The organism is Salinibacterium xinjiangense, assembly GCF_014645015.1.
Classification (GTDB): Bacteria; Actinomycetota; Actinomycetes; order Actinomycetales; family Microbacteriaceae; genus Rhodoglobus; species Rhodoglobus xinjiangensis.
The window spans coordinates 1,035,869-1,056,477 of the sequence record NZ_BMLC01000001.1; the positions used below are offsets into that span (position 1 = coordinate 1,035,869).

General features: G+C 64.5%; 21 protein-coding genes. 6 read left to right on the top strand and 15 right to left on the bottom strand.

The annotated features are described in order from the left end of the window. Position 1: 1 nt before the first annotated feature. The 4 genes from IEW81_RS04815 to IEW81_RS04830 form a co-directional block, all read right to left on the bottom strand. A complete protein-coding gene (locus tag IEW81_RS04815; RefSeq protein WP_097060210.1) occupies positions 2 to 802 on the bottom strand; it encodes an SURF1 family protein in 801 nt (266 codons plus the stop codon). Beyond that, positions 802 to 2,193 (bottom strand): cation:proton antiporter, encoded by a 1,392-nt coding sequence (locus tag IEW81_RS04820; RefSeq protein WP_097060209.1) that lies wholly within the window; start codon positions 2,191 to 2,193, stop codon positions 802 to 804. The genes IEW81_RS04815 and IEW81_RS04820 overlap by 1 nt, the downstream gene beginning before the upstream one ends. 3 nt (positions 2,194 to 2,196) lie before the next feature. Next, a complete protein-coding gene (locus IEW81_RS04825) occupies positions 2,197 to 2,724 on the bottom strand; it encodes a cation:proton antiporter regulatory subunit (RefSeq protein ID WP_097060208.1) in 528 nt (175 codons plus the stop codon). Between the two features lie 82 nt (positions 2,725 to 2,806). Continuing rightward, the gene (locus tag IEW81_RS04830) at positions 2,807 to 3,928 is read right to left on the bottom strand and encodes a GuaB3 family IMP dehydrogenase-related protein (protein WP_097060207.1); all 1,122 of its coding nucleotides are present in this window, start codon (positions 3,926 to 3,928) and stop codon (positions 2,807 to 2,809) included. Between the two features lie 57 nt (positions 3,929 to 3,985). On the opposite strand from IEW81_RS04830, the gene IEW81_RS04835 reads away from it, so the two are divergent. Continuing rightward, a complete protein-coding gene (locus tag IEW81_RS04835; protein WP_097060399.1) occupies positions 3,986 to 5,131 on the top strand; it encodes a MalY/PatB family protein in 1,146 nt (381 codons plus the stop codon). 24 nt (positions 5,132 to 5,155) lie between these two features. On the opposite strand, the gene guaB is transcribed toward IEW81_RS04835, so the two are convergent. Then, positions 5,156 to 6,658, bottom strand: a complete 1,503-nt coding sequence (guaB, locus tag IEW81_RS04840) for an IMP dehydrogenase (protein ID WP_097060206.1) — start codon at positions 6,656 to 6,658, stop codon at positions 5,156 to 5,158. Positions 6,659 to 6,879: 221 nt separating this feature from the next. On the opposite strand from guaB, the gene IEW81_RS04845 reads away from it, so the two are divergent. From IEW81_RS04845 to IEW81_RS04860, 4 genes are read left to right on the top strand one after another with little or no spacing between them, the layout of a single operon-like run. Next, positions 6,880 to 8,202 carry a branched-chain amino acid ABC transporter permease gene (locus tag IEW81_RS04845; RefSeq protein ID WP_373285371.1) on the top strand — a complete coding sequence of 441 codons (1,323 nt, stop codon included), beginning with the start codon at positions 6,880 to 6,882 and terminating at the stop codon, positions 8,200 to 8,202. 3 nt (positions 8,203 to 8,205) lie between these two features. Beyond that, entirely contained in the window at positions 8,206 to 9,189 is a 984-nt protein-coding gene (locus IEW81_RS04850; RefSeq protein ID WP_097060205.1) for a branched-chain amino acid ABC transporter permease, read from the top strand. 7 nt (positions 9,190 to 9,196) lie between these two features. Next, entirely contained in the window at positions 9,197 to 10,171 is a 975-nt protein-coding gene (locus IEW81_RS04855; RefSeq protein ID WP_097060397.1) for an ABC transporter ATP-binding protein, read from the top strand. Then, positions 10,168 to 10,905, top strand: a complete 738-nt coding sequence (locus IEW81_RS04860; protein ID WP_097060204.1) for an ABC transporter ATP-binding protein — start codon at positions 10,168 to 10,170, stop codon at positions 10,903 to 10,905. Before IEW81_RS04855 ends, IEW81_RS04860 begins: the two co-directional genes overlap by 4 nt. Before the next feature lie 414 nt (positions 10,906 to 11,319). Here the strand turns inward: IEW81_RS04860 and IEW81_RS04865 are convergent, their stop codons facing one another. The 4 genes from IEW81_RS04865 to groES form a co-directional block, all read right to left on the bottom strand. Beyond that, entirely contained in the window at positions 11,320 to 12,594 is a 1,275-nt protein-coding gene (locus IEW81_RS04865) for an ABC transporter substrate-binding protein (protein WP_097060203.1), read from the bottom strand. A 183-nt stretch (positions 12,595 to 12,777) separates the two neighbouring features. Continuing rightward, complete coding sequence (locus IEW81_RS04870; RefSeq protein ID WP_097060202.1) at positions 12,778 to 14,031, bottom strand: ABC transporter substrate-binding protein; 1,254 nt, start codon at positions 14,029 to 14,031, stop codon at positions 12,778 to 12,780. 167 nt (positions 14,032 to 14,198) lie between these two features. Then, complete coding sequence (gene rarD, locus IEW81_RS04875) at positions 14,199 to 15,131, bottom strand: EamA family transporter RarD (RefSeq protein ID WP_097060201.1); 933 nt, start codon at positions 15,129 to 15,131, stop codon at positions 14,199 to 14,201. A 101-nt stretch (positions 15,132 to 15,232) separates the two neighbouring features. Then, positions 15,233 to 15,529, bottom strand: coding sequence for a co-chaperone GroES (gene groES, locus IEW81_RS04880; protein WP_097060200.1), 297 nt, complete (start codon positions 15,527 to 15,529; stop codon positions 15,233 to 15,235). A gap of 154 nt (positions 15,530 to 15,683) precedes the next feature. On the opposite strand from groES, the gene IEW81_RS04885 reads away from it, so the two are divergent. Further along, complete coding sequence (locus tag IEW81_RS04885) at positions 15,684 to 16,865, top strand: THUMP-like domain-containing protein (RefSeq protein ID WP_097060199.1); 1,182 nt, start codon at positions 15,684 to 15,686, stop codon at positions 16,863 to 16,865. 31 nt (positions 16,866 to 16,896) lie between these two features. On the opposite strand, the gene IEW81_RS04890 is transcribed toward IEW81_RS04885, so the two are convergent. The 6 genes from IEW81_RS04890 to tsaE form a co-directional block, all read right to left on the bottom strand. After that, positions 16,897 to 17,469: a DUF4190 domain-containing protein gene (locus IEW81_RS04890; RefSeq protein WP_097060198.1), complete on the bottom strand. Its 573-nt coding sequence runs from the start codon at positions 17,467 to 17,469 to the stop codon at positions 16,897 to 16,899. A gap of 71 nt (positions 17,470 to 17,540) precedes the next feature. Then, positions 17,541 to 17,849: a DUF4190 domain-containing protein gene (locus IEW81_RS04895; RefSeq protein ID WP_179691798.1), complete on the bottom strand. Its 309-nt coding sequence runs from the start codon at positions 17,847 to 17,849 to the stop codon at positions 17,541 to 17,543. A 118-nt stretch (positions 17,850 to 17,967) separates the two neighbouring features. Continuing rightward, complete coding sequence (tsaD, locus tag IEW81_RS04900) at positions 17,968 to 19,059, bottom strand: tRNA (adenosine(37)-N6)-threonylcarbamoyltransferase complex transferase subunit TsaD (RefSeq protein ID WP_097060196.1); 1,092 nt, start codon at positions 19,057 to 19,059, stop codon at positions 17,968 to 17,970. Next, the gene (gene rimI, locus IEW81_RS04905) at positions 19,056 to 19,538 is read right to left on the bottom strand and encodes a ribosomal protein S18-alanine N-acetyltransferase (protein WP_097060195.1); all 483 of its coding nucleotides are present in this window, start codon (positions 19,536 to 19,538) and stop codon (positions 19,056 to 19,058) included. Before rimI ends, tsaD begins: the two co-directional genes overlap by 4 nt. Next, positions 19,535 to 20,170, bottom strand: a complete 636-nt coding sequence (tsaB, locus tag IEW81_RS04910) for a tRNA (adenosine(37)-N6)-threonylcarbamoyltransferase complex dimerization subunit type 1 TsaB (RefSeq protein WP_097060194.1) — start codon at positions 20,168 to 20,170, stop codon at positions 19,535 to 19,537. Before tsaB ends, rimI begins: the two co-directional genes overlap by 4 nt. Then, positions 20,154 to 20,600: a tRNA (adenosine(37)-N6)-threonylcarbamoyltransferase complex ATPase subunit type 1 TsaE gene (gene tsaE / locus IEW81_RS04915; RefSeq protein WP_097060396.1), complete on the bottom strand. Its 447-nt coding sequence runs from the start codon at positions 20,598 to 20,600 to the stop codon at positions 20,154 to 20,156. The genes tsaB and tsaE overlap by 17 nt, the downstream gene beginning before the upstream one ends. Positions 20,601 to 20,609 lie beyond the last annotated feature (9 nt).

A 20,609-nucleotide genomic window follows, 5' to 3' on the forward strand; every position in this document is an offset into this window, starting at 1 on the left:
CCTATTCTACCGGCGGTGCGGGAGTGCCTGATGCGAGCTCGGCGTCACGCAGGGCCTCCCCTTCCGCTTCCCAGGTGTCACGCACGAGTCGGTACCAGAGGAAGATCGCGAAGCCCGCGAAGACCACCCATTCGATCGCGTAGAACACGTTCAACAGGTTGAGCGAAACCTCGCTCAACGGCCGGGGCGAGTCGATTCTGACGAGACCGGATGCCGCGGCATCCGTCACCAGATAACCGCCGTAGACCCCCGCTGGCTGCTGCGCCCAGAGGTTGACGAGCTCGGACACCGCGAGGGCACTGCGCCGGCCCGCCTCGAAGTCGGACTCCTGGGGGGACTCGCTGGGCAGATACCGCCCGGTAATCGTTCCGTCGGGAGTGGACTGTTCCAGCCTGCCGACGGCCTGCCGAGCGTCATCCGCGCTGGCCGCCCAGCCGAGGGCCACAGCAAGGCTCGCACCGTCCGGGGTGATCGCGTGCCCGACAACCCAGAAGCCCGGCGTCGCATCGACATCATTGAAGCGGTCGCTCAGCACGACGTAGTCCCCGGCCACGAACGTCGCATCCGCCGTGACGAGCTGCCCGGTCGCCAATGCCGGAACCGGCTGTTGGGGAGTACTCACCGTGTCGAGGGCGACGACATTCTCGGTCTGCTCCACCGGCGCGGCGCCGCTCTCGAAACTGCGCGAGAGCTGCCACTGCCCGAGGGCTGCGAAACCTCCGGCGATCGCGAGCGCCAGCACGAGCGCGCCGATCCATCGTGGCCGGCGTGCGATCTGCCACACCGTGGCCTGGGTCTGCATCAATATTCCGGATCCCGTTTGCGTTCGAAATGTTCGTCTGACTGTTGGCTGGCCTGCTCGGCGTGAGGGTCGGCCGAAACCGGGTACCCATCGCTGACACTGTCCCTGTCGGTGAAGATGTCTTCATCACGCGATTCCGGCACATCTTCGCCCGACATCGCCGCCTCAACGAGCGCGATGTCTTCCGCGCCCATCCTGTCTCGCACGGGCTGTGCTGCCTTCGTGAGCTTCGACCGGAAGACCACTCGACCGATCTTCTCCGAATTGACGGCGAGTACCGGCCCCACTATCGCCATGGACAGCACATAGAGACCGGCGAACGGTGTCAGTCTCGGGTCGAGTCCCGCCGCTGTCGCGAGGGTCGCCAGGATCAGCGCGAACTCGCCGCGGTTCTGCAGCATTGCGCTGGCGTTGAGCCCTTCAGCCCGGGTGAGCTTGTTCTGCCAGGCGATCAGCTGGCCGCCGAGGGTGTTCACGATGAGGGTCATGACCACCGCAACCCCCACCGGGACGAGCACCTCGCCGAATGTCGAGACGTCGAGGGCGAGACCGAAGTTGAGGAAGAAGAACGCGCCGAACACGTCTCTCAGCGGAAGAGCGAATGTCTCGATCCTCGTGCGGAATCTCGTCGCACCGAGCACCAGCCCGATAAGAAAGGCACCGATCGCGTCGGACACGCCAAGCAGCGCGCCGATGCCGCCGAACGCCACCGCAAGACCGAAGAACAGGATCGTGAACAGCTCGTCGTCTTTCGTGTTCACCAGTCGCGAGACGACCCGACCGCCCCAGCGCGCCAGCGCGAACATCACGATCAGGAACGTGAACGAGATGGCGAGCTGCAGCGCGATAGCGCCCACGTCGGTCTCACCGCCGATGACGACACCGACGATGGCCAGGTAGATCGCGACGAACACATCCTCGAGCACCATGATGCCGAGGATGGTCGGCGTTTCCCGGTTGGCCAGCCTCCGCAGTTCGATGAGCAGCTTCGTGATGATGGCGCTGGACGACGCTGCCGTCATGCCGGCGATGATCAGCGCCTCCCTGGTGCCCCAGCCGATCCACATCCCGAGGGCGAAACCCACCCCCAGGTTGATGGCGATGCGTGTTCCACCCGACATCAACAGCGCTCCCGCGTTGCCGTAGAACTCGTCCTGGTCGAACTCGAGACCGAGGCTGAACAGCAGCAGAATGAGGCCGAACACCGCCACGAGCTCGACATCCGCCGACTGGAAGCTCAGCGGGAAGAAGTAGGAATTCGGGCTCGCGATGAACCCCACGAACATGTAGATCGGAATAGCCGGCAGCCCGATGCGCTTGCCGACACGACCGAGACCGTAGGCGATGACAAAGAGAATGCCCAGGACGAGAAGGTCTTCTCCTGAGTGCACGGGCTATCCCCCGGTGTCGGGGTCAGCTGGAGTTTTGTGAACCTCGCCTGTGCGATAAAAGCTGAACGCCTTGGCCACCTTCTCGGGTGAGCCTGCCACGACAAGAGTGTCGCCGGGAAACACGGTGAAGTCGTCTGCTGGGGCCGGGTTCGCCGACTCCCCCCGCACTACAGCGACAACCGTCAACCCGACGACTCCGCGGCTCGCGAGATTTCCGAGCTTCTGGCCGGCGATGTGATCGTCATAGTCGACGGTGAACCAGTCGATCGTGAGCCCGGGGATCGCATCGAGTTTCGAGAGCGACTCCGTGATGCGTGTGCCACCGAGCAGTTCGGCGAGAGTATGGGCTTCATCCTCGTCGAGCCGAAGGGACACCTTGGTCGCGTCTGAACCGCCGTCCTCGTCGGAGAAGCTGATCAGGTCGCTATGCCCCGAGCGGTGAGTAATCACGCCCACCTTGCCGCCATCATCCGTCACGAAGGTGTGCAGAACACCGACGCCAGGGAGCTTCACACGACGCACGTCAACCATGGCTCCAGTGTACGTCGGCGGTGCGGGGACGGTCCGCGCGCCAGCTGTCGCGGGCTTCGAGCCTTACACGGTGTGGCCGTGATTACCTCGCGTTGTATGGCGCGACGACAACCTCGACGCGCTGGAACTCTTTCAGGTCTGAATATCCGGTGGTGGCCATCGACCGCCTGAGTGCCCCCATCAGGTTCACCCGCCCATCGGCGACGCTCGATGGCCCGAAAAGGATCTCCTTCAGCGGTGCGAGTGATCCGACCTCGACGCGATTGCCGCGCGGAAGCTCGGAATGGTGCGCCTCCGCACCCCAGTGCCAGCCGCCGCCGGGCGCATCCGTCGCGCGTGCGAGGGTGCTTCCCAGCATCACCGCGTCCGCGCCGACGGAGATCGCTTTGACGATGTCGCCGCTGGTGCCGAGGCCGCCATCGGCGATGACGTGCACGTAGCGGCCACCAGACTCATCCATGTAGTCACGCCTCGCGCCGGCGACATCGGCTACCGCCGTCGCCATGGGGGCGTGGATGCCCAGGCTCGCGCGGGTCGTCGATGCCGCTCCCCCGCCGAAGCCGACGAGCACGCCCGCAGCACCCGTTCGCATGAGGTGCAGTGCTGCGGTGTACGTTGCCGCGCCACCGACGATCACGGGAACATCGAGTTCGTAGATGAACTCCTTGAGGTTCAGCGGCTCGACTGCCTTTGACACGTGCTCGGCACTGACGGTCGTGCCGCGGATGACGAAGAGGTCGACTCCGGCGTCGACGACGGTCTGGCACAGCTCTTTCGTGCGCTGCGGGCTCAGTGCACCGGCAACAGGAACGCCGGCGGCGCGAATCTCCGCCAGTCTCGCGGTCACGAGCTCCGGCTTGATCGGCTCGGAGTAGATCTGCTGCATGCGCTTCGTGGCGCTGGCCGCGTCGAGCCCACGAATCTCAGCAAGCAGGGGCTCCGGATCCTCATATCTCGTCCACACGCCCTCGAGATCGAGCACACCGAGCCCGCCGAGCTTCCCCATCGCGATCGCCGTGCTCGGGCTCACAACAGAGTCCATCGGGGCTGCGAGCACCGGAATATCGAAGGTGTACGCGTCGATCGTCCAGCTGATCGAGACATCGTGCGGGTCGCGGGTACGCCGGGACGGCACGATCGCTATGTCGTCGAAGGCGTATACGCGGCGGGCACGCTTGGCGCGGCCGATTTCGATGTCACTCACCCCGCAAGTCTAGGCATCACGGCGACCGCCACGCATCGCATGCAGCAAGCTGGGTTCATGCAGCCCGTGACCGCCGACCCGATCGAAATCCTGCGCCAGCGTTCGAGCGAGAAGTGGACGGCCTATCCGGCGGACGTGCTTCCCCTGTTCGTCGCGGAAATGGACTATCCGCTCGCGCCCGTCATCGCGCAGTCGCTGATGGCCAGGATCGCGGCATCGGACACCGGCTATGTCGGCTCATCCAGCACATTGCCGCTGGCGTTCGCGGGGTTTGCCGAGCGCGCCTGGGGCTGGACCGTCGACCCGGAGCGAGTGCGAACCACGACGGATGTCAGCGTCGCGATCGTCGAGACACTGCGCCAGGCAATCAGCCCTGGTGATGCGGTCGTCATCACGCCGCCCGTCTATCCACCGTTTTTCGACCTGATCCCCGAGGCTGGCGGAGTCGTGGCGGAGGTTCCCCTCCTCGACGATGGCGCCACCTGGAGCATCGACCTCGCCGGGCTGGAGCGCGCTTTCGCCGCCGGGGCGACGGCGATGCTTCTCTGCAACCCCCACAATCCTGTCGGGCTCGTGCACTCGCGTGAGAGCCTCGAAGCCGTCGCCCTGCTCGCCGACTCGTACAAAGTCACGGTGATCAGTGACGAGATCCACGGCCCCCTGGTGCACCCGGGAGTGCACTTCAGCCCGTACCTCAGCGTGTCTGATGCCGCGCGCAAGCGCGGGGTCACCGTCACCTCTGCGAGCAAAGGCTGGAACCTCGCCGGCCTCAAGTGCGCGATTATGGTCGCCGGTGGCAAGCGGGGCATGCGTGTGCTCGACCGCATGCCGTACGAGGTCGCCTTCCGCACGAGTCTCTTCGGCCTGCACGCGAGCATCGCGGCCTTCGAGCACGGTGAGGAGTGGCTGGATGGCGCGCTCGCCTCCATCACCGCGAACCGCGAGCTGCTGTCCAGCCTCCTCACCGAGCTGCTTCCTGACGTCAGGTACCGGATGCCCGACGCGAGCTACCTCGCCTGGCTCGACTTCACCGCCATGGGTCTGGGCGACGATCCGAGCATCCGGATCCTCGACGAGGCACGGGTAGCACTCAACCCAGGTCCCACCTTTGGAACCGAAGGGCGCGGATTCGCCCGGCTGAATCTCGCCTGCAGCCCTGAGGTGCTGTCGGAAGCCATCATGCGGATGGCGCTCACACTCTGAGCCCGACTACCCGCGGTAGCCCGACTACCCGCGGTAATTGGGCGCTTCGACCACCATCTGGATGTCGTGCGGGTGCGATTCCTTGAGCCCGGCAGCCGTGATCCTCACGAACTTGCCCTTCATGCGCAGCTCATCGATCGTCCTGGCGCCGGTGTAGAACATGGACTGGCGGAGGCCGCCGAGCAACTGGTAGACGACCGACGACACCGGACCGCGGTAGGGTACCTGGCCCTCGATACCCTCGGCGATGAGCTGCTCATCAGACGGCACGTCCGACTGGAAATAGCGGTCGCGGGAGTATGAGGTCTTCTTTCCCCGGGTCTGCAATGCACCGAGCGACCCCATGCCGCGGTAGCTCTTGAACTGCTTGCCATTGACGAAGATGAGATCGCCGGGGCTTTCATCCGTTCCTGCAAGAAGCGAGCCGAGCATCACGGTCTCGGCGCCGGCCACGAGGGCCTTGGCGATGTCACCCGAGTACTGCAGCCCCCCGTCAGCGATCACGGGGATGTTGGATTCGCGGGCCGCGAGCGACGCTTCGTACACGGCTGTCACCTGCGGCACACCGACTCCCGCCACCACTCGCGTGGTGCAGATCGAACCCGGGCCGACCCCGACCTTGACGGCGTCTGCACCGGCCTCGATGAGCGACTGCGCACCGGACCGGGTCGCGACATTCCCGCCGATGATGTCGATCGCATCGAACGCGCTGTCGCCCTTGAGGCGACGGATGATGTCAAGCACTCCCGCAGAGTCCCCGTTGGCGGTATCCACCACGATGACGTCGACGCCGGCGTCGCGCAACTGGCCAGCGCGATCCCAGGCGTCCCCGAAGAATCCGATGGCCGCGCCGACCCGAAGCCGCCCCTCGTCATCCTTCGTCGCGTTGGGATACATCTCGGTCTTCTCGAAATCCTTCACGGTGATGAGGCCGGTGAGCCTGCCCAAGCCATCGACCAGCGGCAGTTTCTCGATCTTGTGCTGCGCGAAGATCGCCACGGCCGAATCCGGGTCGATCCCCATCGGCGCCGTGATCAGAGGGACTCTCGTCATAACGTCGCGCACCAGCGTCGTCGACTTCTCGAATGGCGACACGAACCGCATGTCACGATTCGTGATGATGCCGACGAGCGTTCCGTCTGGCTCTACCACGGGAAGACCCGAGACGCGGAACTGGCCGCACAGCGCATCCACCTCGGCGACCGTGGCATCCGGAGTTGTCGTCACCGGGTTGGTGATCATGCCGGACTCGCTGCGCTTGACCTTGTCGACGTAGGCCGCCTGCTCTTCGATGGACAGGTTCCGGTGCAGGATGCCGATGCCGCCGTTTCGCGCCATCGCGATGGCCATTCGTGACTCCGTGACGCTGTCCATCGCCGCTGACAGCAGCGGAGACGCCACCGTGATGCGGCGGGTCAGCCGCGAGCTGGTGTCTGCCTCACTCGGGATGACATCGGTGTGCCCCGGCAGCAGCATCACGTCGTCGTATGTCAGGCCGATGAAACCGAAGGGGTCAGGCTGGTCCATGAGTTCCTCTTACTTAGGAGCAATTGAGACCGGGATGCTGCGCTGAAAACCGGTAATCGATATTATCCCGTTACACCTCGAGGTATTCCACACCGCATAATGGCTTGACCGCTTTGTGCCCCGAACGAAAGACCAGGGACACGATTGCGCGATAGCTTCATCGAAGACGGTGCGCCAGCACCCGCGGAGCACAGTTTCGGCTGGTGCCGTCAGGAGGTTTTGTGACTACAGTTCGAATTCGTGATGCGCGAAAGACGAGGCGCATCGGCATCGTGGCTCTCGCAGCCACTGTCGCGACCCTCGCCCTGACGATGCTGTCGGGCCCGGCAGCGGCCGACGACATCAACCTCGACAAGTACGACTTCAAGGTCAGCGGCAACGTCAAGTTGAACAGCGAACCTCTCGAAGCCGTCGCACTGACCGTGGCCGGCAGCGGCTACACGGTAGACATCGTGACCGATGTCGAGGGCCGCTGGAGCGTCGGAGTGCCGGAGAAGGGCGAGTACACGGTCACCCTCGACGAGTCCACGCTTCCCACGGACATCGCCGTCATCGACGAGACCGACGACTCACCCAACGTCAAAGAGGTGACGATCGGCCAAAGCGGCAGTTCGGTCATGAACTTCTTCATCGGCCGCGGAGAGCGCAACCAGACCAGTTTCGTCGACCAGCTGGTCGAACGCCTCGTCAACGGACTTAACTTCGGGCTGATGCTCGGGCTCGCAGCCATCGGCCTCTCGCTCGTGTATGGCACCACCGGCATCTCCAACTTCGCCCACGGAGAGATGGTGACCTTCGGCGCGATCATGACCCTCGTGTTCTCTGGCATGCTCGGTCTGCCGATCTGGGCCGGCATTCCCATCGCGATCCTCCTGAGCGCAGCCTTCGGCTACGTGATGGATGTCGGGCTCTGGAGACCACTGCGAAAGCGCGGGGTCGGCATCGTGCAGCTGATGATCGTCAGTATCGGTCTCTCGCTGGCGCTGCGCTACATCTTCCAGTACTTCATCGGCGGAGGCACAGAGCAGCTGCCAGGCTCGGATTCACCCCAGATCGACCTGTTCGGATCGGTTTCACTGAGCGTGATCGACCTCGTGAGTATGGCGATCAGCATCGCGGTGATCTGCTCCGTGGCATGGTGGCTCTTGAAGACGAGAATCGGCAAGGCGACCAGGGCCGTCTCCGACAACCCATCGCTGGCCGCCGCATCCGGAATCGATGTCGACCAGGTCGTGCGGATCGTCTGGATCGTCGCGGCCGGTCTCGCGGGACTGTCGGGAATCCTGTGGGCGTACTTCCGGCCGGGCATCCGCTGGGACATGGGAGCGCAGATCCTGTTGCTCATCTTCGCCGCGGTCACCCTCGGCGGACTCGGAACGGCCTTCGGCGCGCTCATCGGTTCTATCGTCATCGGACTGCTGGTCGAGGTGTCCAGCCTGTTCATTCCCGCTGATCTCAAATACGTCGGGGCTCTCGTGGTTCTGATCGTCATCCTGTTGTTCCGCCCGCAGGGAATCCTCGGCAGGCGAGAGAGAGTGGGCTAGTCCATGGACCTTCTGCAAATCCTGTCGAATACTGTTTCGTCGATACTCGGCCCCGCGACCATCGCCTACGCTCTCGCCGCGGTCGGGCTCGCCGTGCACTTCGGCTACACCGGCCTGCTCAACTTCGGCATCGCGGCCTACATGGCCATCGGTGCATATGGCTACGCCATCTCGGTGCTCACCTTCGGCTTGCCGTGGTGGGGCGGGGTGCTCGTCGGCATCGTCGGGTCGATCATCTTCTCGCTCATCCTCGGAATACCGACCCTGCGGTTGCGGGGTGATTACCTCGCCATCGTGACCATCGCGGCGGCGGAGGTCATCCGATTGCTCTTCCTGACAAACGCCTTCGACGCTGTCACTGGCTCGGCCGACGGACTCAGCGGGTATCACGACAGCTTCAGGGCGGCCAATCCACTGCCAGACGGCACCTTCGGATTCGGGCCATTCACCTACAACTCGACAGGCTGGTGGGTTCGCATTATCGGCGTGCTCATACTCGCCATCGCGGTGCTCATCGTCTGGTCTGTGATGCGCAGCCCCTGGGGTCGCGTGATCAAGGGGATCCGTGAAGATGAGGATGCGGTTCGCGCGCTCGGTAAAAACGTGTTCGCCTACAAGCTGCAGGCACTCGTACTCGGCGGGATCTTCGGCGCCCTCGGCGGGATCGTCTACGCGCTCCCTTCGTCGGTAAACCCCGGTGTGTACGTCACGTCGCTCACGTTCTTCGTCTACACGGCACTATTGCTCGGTGGCGCTGCCACGGTCTTCGGCCCGGTGCTCGGCGCCGTGCTCTTCTGGGTGGTGCAGACCTTCCTGAGCAACCTGCTTCCCGCGCTGGTCGTCAGCGGCATCCTGCCCTTCATGTCGACCTCGCAGTCGCAGACGCTGAGGTTCATCCTCGTCGGGGTGGCGCTGATGTTATTGGTGATCTTCAAACCTCAGGGCCTCCTGGGAAACAAGAAGGAGCTGACCTTTGTCAAGCAATGAGACGCCCATCAACGAAGCCCCCGTCCAGCGCGAGAAGGCGACCAACCTGCACAAGGGCGATATCGCCCCGGGTGTGGCCAAGGTCGACCCGATCATCATCGCCGACGGCATCCGCCGCACGTTCGGCGGCCTCACCGCCGTCGACGTCGACCACATCGAGATCCCGCGCAACGCGATCACGGCGCTCATCGGACCCAACGGCGCAGGCAAGACGACACTGTTCAATCTCCTGACGGGCTTCGACAAGCCGGACGGCGGAACCTGGACCTTTGAGGGCAATTCCCTCGCTGGCATGCCGGCATTCAAGGTCGCGCGATTGGGCCAGGTTCGCACGTTCCAGCTCACGAAAGCCCTGGGGCTGCTCACCGTGCTCGAGAACATGAAGCTCGGCGCAAAAGACCAGCGTGGTGAGAAGTTCTTCTCGAGCATGTTCCCTGCTCTCTGGCGCAAACAAGATGACGCCATCGAGCAGCGAGCCATGATGCTTCTGAAGAAATTCAAGCTCGACGCCAAAAGCGAAGATTTCGCGGCCAGCCTCTCCGGAGGCCAGCGAAAGCTGCTCGAGATGGCTCGCGCGCTCATGAGCCAGCCGACACTCGTCATGCTCGACGAGCCCATGGCCGGGGTCAACCCGGCGCTGACACAATCGCTGCTCGATCACATCCTCGATCTGAAGGATGAAGGCATGACCGTGCTTTTCGTCGAGCACGACATGCATATGGTCCGACACATCGCCGACTGGGTCATCGTCATGGCTGAGGGTCGGGTCGTTGCCGAAGGGCCACCAGACGAGGTCATGAAGAACCAGGCCGTCATCGATGCGTACCTCGGTGCGCACCAGGATGTCGACCTCGGCGTCGTCACGGGCCGCGTCGCGGGAGAGATTCCGGAAGAGGCGCAGGATCTCGCGGCAGAGGTTGCTGCCCTCGACAGCGCAATCCGCAACAGGGCGGCAAACGACAACCCGGAGAAGACCTCATGAGCGACATCGCCACGACGACCGCCGTGGTGAGGGTCACCAACCTGACCGCGGGTTATCTTCCGGGCGTCAACATCCTCAACGGTACGAACCTCGTCGTCGAGCAGGGTGAGCTCATTGGCATCATCGGGCCCAACGGTGCCGGCAAGTCGACACTGCTGAAGGCCATCTTCGGCCAGGTGAAGGTTCGGGACGGCAGCATCCTGCTCAACGGTGACGACATCACGGGGCTGAAGGCGAACAAGCTTGTCGCTCGAGGCGTCGGATTCGTTCCGCAGAACAACAACGTGTTCCCCAGCCTCACCATCGAAGAAAACCTGCAGATGGGCCTCTACCAAAATCCGAAGATCTACGCGGAGCGGCTGCAGTTCGTGACAGGCATCTTCGCCGAACTCGGCAAGCGACTCAAACAGCGCGCGGGATCCCTGTCTGGCGGAGAACGCCAGATGGTGGCGATGTCCCGTGCTCTCATGATGGACCCCCACGTGCTTCTTCTCGATGAGCCCTCCGCCGGGCTCTCCCCCGCCCGCCAGGACGAGGCGTTCCTTCGCGTCTCGGAGATCAACAAGGCTGGCGTGACGACCATCATGGTCGAGCAGAACGCGAGACGCTGCCTGCAGATCTGCGACAGGGGCTACGTGCTGGACCAGGGCAGGGATGCGTATACCGGTACCGGTCGCGAGTTGCTGAACGACCCGAAGGTCATCGGCCTCTACCTCGGAACCCTCGGGGCCTGACCCCTCTCTCCGGAAGACCCCTCTCCTGCTGCAGGAGAGGGGTCTTTTGCTGTTCGGGGGGCCTGGGCGCTTTACGCACGACAGGCACTCGCGCGCCGGGGGCTCGCACCCCAGGCACGTTCGTCCCCCGCCGAGGATTTGCACGCCGGTCACTCGCACGCCAGGCAGGTTCGTCTCTCGCCGAATGAAGGAGAAACTCCCATCCTGACCACTATGGCGGCCTCACTGGCGGCCAAGACGGCACATTGCCTTCATTTGGCCGGTGGGGGCGCTGGATACCGGATGGCACCACTCATGGGGTTCGGATGCCGCTGGCCTCCCAGGCGGCGCGCAGGGGCGCTCAGGTGGCGCGCACGCAGAAGGGCCCCGGCCGAAGCCGGGGCCCTTCGCGTCATTGCTAGCTGACGTCAGTGTTTAGTTGAATGCGGTGAAGTTGTTGTCTTCACCGTACTGGTACACGCCGATCGTCGCCTCGGTGGGGTCTCCCACGTCGTTGAACGTGATCGGGCCCGAGATGCCCTCGTAGTCGACAGTGCCGCCATCGTTGATGATTGCCGCGCAGTCTGCGAACGTGGTGCACTTCTCGCCGTCGCCTGAACCACCGGAGACTTCCTGGAGCTTCGCTGCGATCTCGGCCGAGTCGGTCGATCCGGCTGCCATCGATGCGAGGGCCAGCAGGATCACCGAGTCGTACGACTCGGCTGCGTAGCTGAAGTCTTCGAGGTCGGTGTTTCCTTCGCTGACCCAGAAGTCGTTCAGCGCGCCGGTGAACTCGGCGATCGTGTCGACACTCAGGCCCGGAAGGGTGCCCTTGGCACCGGTGAGGGTGCCCGCCGGGAACGTGTCGCCGAAGTTCTTCAAGTTGCCGTCCACGAAGTAAAGCTGGTCAGCGGGGTAGCCGCTGAGGCCTGGGATGATCGTGGAAACTTCTTCGAACGTGATCAGTGCGATCGCGTCCGGGTCGGCGGCGAGAACTTCGCTGATCTGGGCGTCGAACGTCGTGTCGCCGGTGTTGTAGGTGGTCTCTGCGACTACCTCTCCACCAGCGGCTTCGAAGGCGTCCTTGGTGAAGCTGGCGAGACCGGTTCCGTATGAGTCGTTCAGGACGATCATGCCGAGGGTCTCGGCGCCGGACTCAGCGATCAGGTTTCCGAGAACCTCACCCTGGAGAACATCCGAGGGAGCGGTGCGGAAGTAGAGACCGTTGTCGTCATAGTCGGTGAATGCGGCCGAGGTGTTCGCCGGGGAGAACTGGATGACGCCAGCGCCCGTGACCTGGTCGATGAACTGCAGCGAGACGCCGGACGATGCTGCACCGAGGATGGCCTTGACGTCTTCACCCAGAAGGCGGGGGATCTCGGTCTCGTATGCCTTGTTGTCAGTATCGCCCGAGTCGCCCTGCACGAGTTCGATCTGGATTCCCAGGTCGGCAGCGTTGATCTCGGAGACCGCGTACTCGCCACCGGCGATTTCGGGCGGGCCGAGGAAGGCGAGGTTACCCGTGACCGGGAGAGCCGTACCGAGCTTCAGCGAAAGGTCCTGCGCTGGGCCGCTGCTGCTTCCACCCTCTTCTGCGGGTGCTGCACAGCCGCTCAAGACGATTGCACTCACACCGACGATGGCGATGCCACCCATCAGGGATTTGAGTGACCGCGAGCGTGAGGCCTTGGCCTTCGCGAATACGCTCATGTTGCTCCTTGCGTGTTGTATTACATGGGAATGAGGGCCACTACGGTGTGGCCACTCAGCCAAGGTATGCGCAGGAGAGTCTCGGCACAATACAAGGGTGTTACAGACGTGTAACACGACACGATCGTTATATTCCGTGATGTTGGGCCCATGCAGCCGATGTCGACTGCGGGGCATCCGAATTCAGTTGATCCTGGTGAAGATGTTGTCGGCACCGTACGTGTACAGGCCGATCACCGCATCAGCGGGGTCACCGTTTTCGTCGAAGGTGATCGGCCCTGATGGGCCGTCATAGTCGACTGCATTTCCTTCGAGAATGAACCGTGCGGCTTGCCCGAATGTCGTAGCCTTCTCGCCGCCTCCGACACCTCCGGAGACTTCCTGCAGCATGCTGGCGATGGCGACGCCCGACGTATCGTCCGCCGCAAGCGCGGCGAGCGCCACGAGCATCACGGCGTCATACGACTCCGCCGCATAACTGAAGTCGGTGAGAGCGGGGTTGATCCCGAGCAGGCGATCGGTGAAATCCGTCAGGGCGGAGAGATCGAGGCCGGGACGCGTCGCCGTCGCTCCGGTCAGGCTCCCGGCGGCGAAATCCACACTCTGGTCACTGGTGGGCAGCCCCACGAAGTAGAGCTCGTCACCGGTGAAACCGGCCCCAGTGAGGCCGGGCACCGCGAGCTTCGCCAACGTCGGCGTGACGACAGCAACCGCCGCAGGTGAGCTTGCGGCCACTTCGTCGACCTGGGTCTGCAGGGTGGTGGATGCCGCATCGAATGCGACACTCGAGACCACGGTTCCACCCGCGCGCTCGAACGCATCGGCGAGCGCCTCGGGCAATCCGGGCTCGCAATACCCGCTCTGGTAAAGGATCCCGAGAGTCTGCACGCCGGACTCCGCGATCTGCTCCCCCAGCGCCGAACCCTCCCTGGCGCAGGATGGAGCGGTGCGCCAGTAGAGGTTGTCATCGGCATACCGGCTGAAGTCCGGCGAGATATTGCCCGGTGACACCTGGACGACTCCCGCGTTGACGATCTGGTCGATGACCTTTTTCGACACGCCATCGGAGATCGCTCCGACAATAGCCGAGACACCGCTGTCGATCAGCGTCGTCACCGATGTGATGCCGACATCGGTGGTGGCGTCACCGGCATCCTGGCTCGTTGCGGTGACGGTGAGCCCGACATCGGCGTCGTTGATCTCCTGAACAGCGAGGTCGAATCCGGCCTGCGCCGACGGCCCGAACGCAGCCAAGGAGCCCGTCTGAGGCAGCAGTGCCCCGATGGACAGCGACAGGTCGGGTCGCGGTAGCGGAGTCGCGGTGGGCACGACGGAGGCCTCCGTGCATCCGGCAAGCATGACGGCGATAGCCGTAACAAGGCCGACCGCGGCGACTCGAGTGCGAGTAATAGGAAACGTGGGCATGGTGTTTTTCATCAGATTTTCTGGCCCGTCTGGTGATCACCCAACTCGATCACCCCGCGACAGCATCCCGCTCGAAAACGAACCTGATGTCCTTTCGAACTAATAGATACCGTGATGTCCCGATGACACATCACCCTCCGGGTGACGGTGACCGGACCGGAGCCCCATCGTAGTCGATGTCACTTCCCAGGGGCACGGCGGCGGCGTTGGCGTGCGGCCGCAACAAACATGTCGATGGTGAGGACCGCGAGCGCAAGCCATACGATCCCGAACCCCAGCCAGCGCTCTGGCGGCATCTCCTCGTTGAGCACGACCACGCCGACGACGAGCTGCAGGATCGGCGCGATGTACTGCACGAGCCCCATATAGGTCAGTGGGAGTCTTCTCGAGGCTGCGGCGAAGAGGATGAGTGGAACCGCCGTAGCGACGCCGAGCGACAGGATCAGTGCAGTGTGGCCAGCGCCCTCTGTCGCGATCGTCAACCCGCCCGCCGCACCTATGACGAGGAGCGCAACAGCGGCGGCGGGGGCGAGCACGGCCGTCTCGATGGCCAGCCCACTGATCGCGTCGGCTTTGGGGCCTACCCGCTTCTTCACCAGCCCGTACAGGCCGAAGCTGAAGGCCAGCGTGAGCGCGATCCACGGGAACGCGCCGTATCCGATCGCGAGCACGAACACCGCCACCGCGCTGACACCGATCGCGACCCACTGCAGCGGACGCAACCGCTCACGCAGCACGATCACGCCGAGCAGCACGGTCACGATGGGGTTGGTGAAGTAACCGAGCGATGCTTCCACAACGTGGCCGGTCACACTCGCGAATACGTATACGACCCAGTTCACGAGGATGAACACCCCGGCGACAGAGAGCGTCAGCAGTGTGGCTCGATCGCGGAGAATGGCGAGCAACCGCGGCCAGCCACGGGTCGCCGAGATCAGAAGCGCGCAGAAGACCAGGGAGAGGACGATGCGCCATGCGACTATCTCGATGGGGCCAGCGGGCTGGAGCGAGACGAACAGAACCGGGAGGAAGCCCCACAGTACGTACGAAGCGACGGCGAAAGCGAGCCCCGGTCGCGACACCCGGTCGTCAGCTGCGGGAGTCGTTGACACTGATCCAGCCTAAAGGCGGCGGCGGACGCAAAAGACCCCGTGGCAGAACCACGGGGTCTTTTCGGCAGTATTCCGCTTGGGCGGAACCTGATGAAACGAAACTAGCGGACGACGACCGCGAGCACGTCGCGAGCCGACAGGACGAGGAGGTCTTCTCCGCCGTACTTCACTTCGGTTCCGCCGTACTTGGAGTAGATGACCTTGTCACCGACTGCGATGTCGAGGGGAACGCGGTTGCCGTTATCGTCGATGCGGCCGGGTCCCACTGCAACGACCTCGCCCTCCTGGGGCTTCTCCTTCGCGGTGTCAGGGATGACAAGACCCGACGCTGTGGTCGTTTCTGCCTCTACCTGCCTGATGACGATTCGATCTTCGAGCGGCTTGATGGACACCGACACGGTTGACCTCTGCTTTCCTGAAAACTTGGGTTGGCACACTCCCTGTGAGAGTGCCAACTTCACTATAGAGCCTCGTTGGCACTCGATCAACGTGAGTGCCAGATCAGTCCCACCCGTATCGTGAGAATGCCGTCGCCACGGGTACCGTGAGGGAATGGATCAGGCCGAACTCAGAGAACTCTTTTCAGTCGAAGGGCTCAGGTTGCTCGACTCGCTGCCGCCGTTCGATTCGACGGCCGATGTGGTTCGCACGGTGTCAGACCTGCGTAAAGCCGGGCATGACGCTGGGCTTGTTGCCGCCGTGCTCAATCAGGCAAAGCTCCGACACCGGGCCACCGCCAAGTTCGGTTCGTTCGCTGAACGGATGCTGTTCACCGAAGCCGGGCTCGAACAGGCCACCCGCCTCGGGGTGGCGGCCCACCATGCCGGACGCTTCGCCGATGCCGGCGTCAAGTGGGTGGCGGATCTCGGGTGCGGCATCGGGGCGGATGCCCTCGCCATCGCCGCACTGGAGCTCGAGGTGACCGCGGTCGAGCGCGACGAGGTCACCGCGGCCATCGCCGCGTACAACCTGGCTCCGTGGTCGAACGCGCGCGTGGAGCACTCTGCCGCAGAAGAGATCGATCTCGCCGGTGTCGATGGTATCTACCTCGACCCCGCCCGTCGCGACGGCGCCAGACGACTTCGCGATCCCGGTGACTGGTCGCCATCGCTCGACTTCGCCTTCGGCCTCGCCGAGCTCTACCCGACGGGCATCAAACTCGGCCCGGGTATCGACCGTGAGCTGATTCCCACCGAAGCCGAAGCCCAGTGGATCTCCGTCGAACGGGATGTGGTCGAGCTTGGACTGTGGTTCGGGGCCCTCGCCCGTCCGGGCATCCGCCGCTCCGCGCTCGTCATCAGCGGCATGGGAACCGCGGAAATGACCGCGGCCGCCGACAGCGAGGATGCGGAGGTCGGTGCGCTCGGCGGCTTCGTCTACGAGCCCGACGGCGCGGTCATCCGGGCCCGGCTGATTGGAGACCTGGCTCGCGCCGTCAATGGCAGGATGCTCGACCCGTCGATCGCATATGTGACCTCGGACGAGGCCCACCACACCCCGTTCGCCACGTGCTTTCGCGTGATCGAGGAGTTTCCCCTCGACAAGCGCACCCTGAAGCGCGAGATCGCCGCTCGCCGTATCGGGACCCTTGAGATCAAAAAACGCGGCGTCGACATCGATCCGGCCGAGTTCAGGACCGCACTCGCACCGAAAGGCGACGCGAGTGGCACCCTCATGCTCACGCGGATAGGTTCGCAGCGGCGGGCACTTCTCGTCGAAAGAGTGACCTTCTAGAAAGAGTGACCTTCTAGAACAGAGTGATCTTCTAGAACGCGGATCCGGGCAGCGCGACCAGGAAGATGAGCAGCACGCCAATTCCCGACACGAGCGAGATGCCCACCCCCACGTAGCCCGTGATCAGGGCCGTTACCCAGAAACCTTTGGCCCAGGGCTCGCGTTTCCGCGCGATGTGACCCATTATCACTCCGGCCAGCGCAGGCAGGAACCCGAACCCGACGAACGAGCCGAGCACTCCGACAATTCCGGCGATCATGGCGACGAGACTGAGGGTCTGGCTGGGGCCTACAGCCACGGGGGCGTAGGTGTTGGGCTGCGCGGGGGCCGGGGAAGCGTGCGGGTTGGGCTGCGCGACCACTGCGTACAGCAGGGTCGCAGCCGGTGCCGCATAGGGATCAGGGCGGGCGGCGGCAGGAGTCGCAGCCGCTGGCGCTACCGGGGCTAAGGGAGGCAGTGGGGCCGGCGGGGATGCGGGCGTCGCGGCCGCGGCGGGCGGCGCGGCCACGACCGGCGCAGGCTCCACGGGAGCCGGTGGCACCGTTTCTGTTGATGTCGGAACCGGAACCGGCGGAATCTCGTTGTCGGGGGTCGTGTCGGCCATGAGTGCTCCAGTCGATCCGTGAGTCGAAAATTCCTGAAACACACACCAGTGGGCGTGCGCTCCAGCAGTGATCAGTAGTTGTAGCCTGCGGTAGCCGCACCAAAAATCAGACCGAACCAGACAATGACGAGGATGACGACGACAACAATTCCGAGGTATCCGAGGATGAGGCCGATGATCGCGAGAATGTTGCCCTGCTCACCGGTCTTCTTGATCTGGCTGAGGGCGATGTGACCGGTGATGATTCCCGCAAGGTGGATGCCGATGACCGAGGCCACGAGAGAGATGATGGCCAGCGTGTTCCACCTCGCGGCCGGTGCTCCCACAGGAGCGCCATAGGGCTGTTGGGGAACGGATGAGTACGGGGTGGGTTCGGTCATGATCGCCCTCTTTCTGAAAGTTGGTGCCGTATCGGCGTTGCCATAGTTGCAGCGTCGCGCTGGCATGTCAACGCGGCCACGGCGCCCGCCGGAGCCGACGGACCGCAGCGAAAACGCGCTAGACCTGGATCGTGGTGACAGGAAGGGTGGAATCCGCCCCGAAGTCGAGAGTCGACGGCGCGTGCCCGGCCATGATGAGTTGCGCACCGAGCGCCGCGATCATGGCGCCGTTATCGGTGCAGAGCGACAGGGGCGGAATGCGCAACCGGATGCCCGCAGCGACGCAGCGCTCGGCGGCGAGCTCGCGGACTCGCGCGTTGGCGACCACCCCGCCACCGAGCAGGAGTCTCGGCACTCCCAGGTCGGTGCACGCGGCCACGGCCTTCGTGAGCAGCACGTCCACGACGGCCTCACGGAAGCTCGCTGCGACGTCTGCGACGGGGACTTCGGAACCCGCATCCTGCTCCCGTTCCACCCACCGCGCTACGGCGGTCTTGAGCCCCGAGAAGGAGAAGTCGTAGCGATGCTTTTCCATATCTTTGGGAAGGCTGAGGCCCCGCGGGAACCTGATCGCCTTCGGGTCTCCCCCCACGGCGACCCTATCGATGTGGGGTCCCCCCGGGTAGGGCAGGCCGAGAAGCCGTGCGACCTTGTCGAACGCTTCTCCTGCGGCATCGTCGATCGTCTCGCCCAGCAACTCCACATCGGAGACGAGGTCTCTCACCAGCAGTAGCGAGGTGTGTCCGCCGGAGACGAGCAGGGCGATCGTCGGGTATTCGAGCGGCTCGCCATTCCTGGTGAGGTCAGTGCTGCTGAGGTCAGTGCTGGTGAGGTCAGTGCGGATGAGGTCCGCTCCGACGTGGCCGACGAGGTGGTTCACCGCGTAGAGGGGCTTGTCGAGCGCGACAGCGAGCGCCTTGGCCGCACCCACCCCGACCATGAGCGCCCCAGCCAGCCCCGGTCCGCTGGTCACCGCGATCGCGTCGAGCTCGGCGAGCGTGACATCCGCCTCCGACAATGCCTGCTCGATGGCCGGCACCATCGCCTCGAGGTGCGCACGCGCGGCCACCTCGGGCACCACACCGCCGTAGCGGGCGTGTTGATCCATGGATGACGAGATCACGTTGGCGAGCAGCTCGGTGCCGCGCACGATGCCGATGCCGGTCTCGTCACAGCTCGACTCGATGCCGAGGACTAACGGCGCGCTCATGCCACACTCATTTCGGGTTGCGGGATGACCAGCCGCATGATGATCGCGTCGACTCCGTCTGGCTGGTAGTACTTCGGGCGTACCGCGATCTGCTCGAAACCGAGTGACAGGTACAGCGCCTGCGCCGATGGGTTGTCGTCGCGCACCTCGAGGAATATCTCCCTGGCGCCCCTGGATCGCGCCTCGGAGATCAGGTGCAGCATCAGCACTCGCCCAAGACCCCGGCGACGTGTGGACTCGGCCACAGCGATCGTCTGGATGTCGGCCTGCGGTTCCCGCAGCGGCGAGCGCAACCCTGCATAGGCGTCGACCTGCGTCGGGGCATCCGGCGGGAAGGCGACGACGTAGTAGCCGTGCCGATCGCCGAGCTCGGCCCGCATGATCGCCGACGACCAGGCGTCCGTCGTGAATACCTGCGACTCGATTTTCATGATCGCGTCGAGATCGTCGACGGTGGCGCGTCGCAACTGCCAGGTCATGAGGTGACCCGCTTCGGCCCGCTCGACATCGTGACGTCGGGCGATCGCAGGTAGAGCGCGCCGGGCCGACCATCGAACGCATCGTCGAAGGCACGGCCGTTCGCGAACATCGTCTCCGCCAACATCCCGAGCGCTCCGGCAGACACCGTGGCGGCCTCGAGCAGTCGGTACCCAGCGAATCCGTCGACGGCGGTCTCGAGCTCGCCCACCCGGACAAGCCCGGGCCCGTTCGTGCGGATCGGGAGGCCGGCGGCATCCGACCCCGAATAGGTCGACCAGTAGACCTCGCGTCGCCTGGCGTCTGTTGCCACGAGGGTCGGCGCGGTGCATCCGAAGGCGATGGCGTCGTGGCTCACGGCCGGGATGATCAACTTCCCGGCACCCAGCGCGAACGCGCGCGCGGCGGCGATCCCCACCCTGAGCCCCGTGAACGGGCCGGGACCCATGCCCGCGACCACCCCGGAGAGATCCGCGACCTCGATCCCGGCGTCGGCGATGCTGCGCGCGATGAGGGTGCCGATCACCTCGGCATGCCGTCGCGTGTCGTCGGACGAATGCTCTGCAAGGATGCCGCCTTCGCGGTCAACGACCGCAACGCTCGTTCCGGCCGATGTGTCAATGGCGAGCAGCATCTAGCCATCCCAACTGCGCCCAGCGCGGTCCGTGGCCGGTGACGCGAACCTGCCTGGGCTCCACCTCGGCCTCCATGTCGCCGCCGTGCGGGCGGTCGATGTCGAGTTCGAGCCACGAATCGGCGACGCCGTCGAGCATGCCTGCGCCCCATTCCACGACGACGATGGATGCCGCAAAATCGATGTCGAGGTCATCCAGTTCCACGGCACTACCGAGCCGGTAGGCGTCGACGTGCACCAGCGGGGCGCCACGCTCCCGCGGGTGCGTGCGAGCGAGCACGAACGTGGGGCTGGTGACCGCGCCCCTCACGCCGAGCGCCACGCCGATCCCTCGCGTGAGGGTGGTCTTGCCTGCTCCGAGCTCCCCGTTGAGCAGCACGAGGTCGCCTGCAACCAGCTCGGCGGCGAGAGTCGCACCGAGTTCGCCCATCGACTCCGG

Excerpts from the sequence above, each read along its gene's own strand:
- IEW81_RS04815 (WP_097060210.1), bottom strand. The coding sequence starts at position 802 with ATGCAGACCCAGGCCACGGTGTGGCAGATCGCACGCCGGCCACGATGG.
- IEW81_RS04825 (WP_097060208.1), bottom strand. The coding sequence starts at position 2,724 with ATGGTTGACGTGCGTCGTGTGAAGCTCCCTGGCGTCGGTGTTCTGCAC.
- IEW81_RS04835 (WP_097060399.1), top strand. The coding sequence starts at position 3,986 with ATGCAGCCCGTGACCGCCGACCCGATCGAAATCCTGCGCCAGCGTTCG.
- guaB (WP_097060206.1), bottom strand. The coding sequence starts at position 6,658 with ATGGACCAGCCTGACCCCTTCGGTTTCATCGGCCTGACATACGACGAC.
- IEW81_RS04850 (WP_097060205.1), top strand. The coding sequence starts at position 8,206 with ATGGACCTTCTGCAAATCCTGTCGAATACTGTTTCGTCGATACTCGGC.
- IEW81_RS04860 (WP_097060204.1), top strand. The coding sequence starts at position 10,168 with ATGAGCGACATCGCCACGACGACCGCCGTGGTGAGGGTCACCAACCTG.
- IEW81_RS04865 (WP_097060203.1), bottom strand. The coding sequence starts at position 12,594 with ATGAGCGTATTCGCGAAGGCCAAGGCCTCACGCTCGCGGTCACTCAAA.
- IEW81_RS04870 (WP_097060202.1), bottom strand. The coding sequence starts at position 14,031 with ATGAAAAACACCATGCCCACGTTTCCTATTACTCGCACTCGAGTCGCC.
- IEW81_RS04885 (WP_097060199.1), top strand. The coding sequence starts at position 15,684 with ATGGATCAGGCCGAACTCAGAGAACTCTTTTCAGTCGAAGGGCTCAGG.
- IEW81_RS04890 (WP_097060198.1), bottom strand. The coding sequence starts at position 17,469 with ATGGCCGACACGACCCCCGACAACGAGATTCCGCCGGTTCCGGTTCCG.
- IEW81_RS04895 (WP_179691798.1), bottom strand. The coding sequence starts at position 17,849 with ATGACCGAACCCACCCCGTACTCATCCGTTCCCCAACAGCCCTATGGC.
- tsaD (WP_097060196.1), bottom strand. The coding sequence starts at position 19,059 with ATGAGCGCGCCGTTAGTCCTCGGCATCGAGTCGAGCTGTGACGAGACC.
- rimI (WP_097060195.1), bottom strand. The coding sequence starts at position 19,538 with ATGACCTGGCAGTTGCGACGCGCCACCGTCGACGATCTCGACGCGATC.
- tsaB (WP_097060194.1), bottom strand. The coding sequence starts at position 20,170 with ATGCTGCTCGCCATTGACACATCGGCCGGAACGAGCGTTGCGGTCGTT.
- tsaE (WP_097060396.1), bottom strand. The coding sequence starts at position 20,600 with ATGGGCGAACTCGGTGCGACTCTCGCCGCCGAGCTGGTTGCAGGCGAC.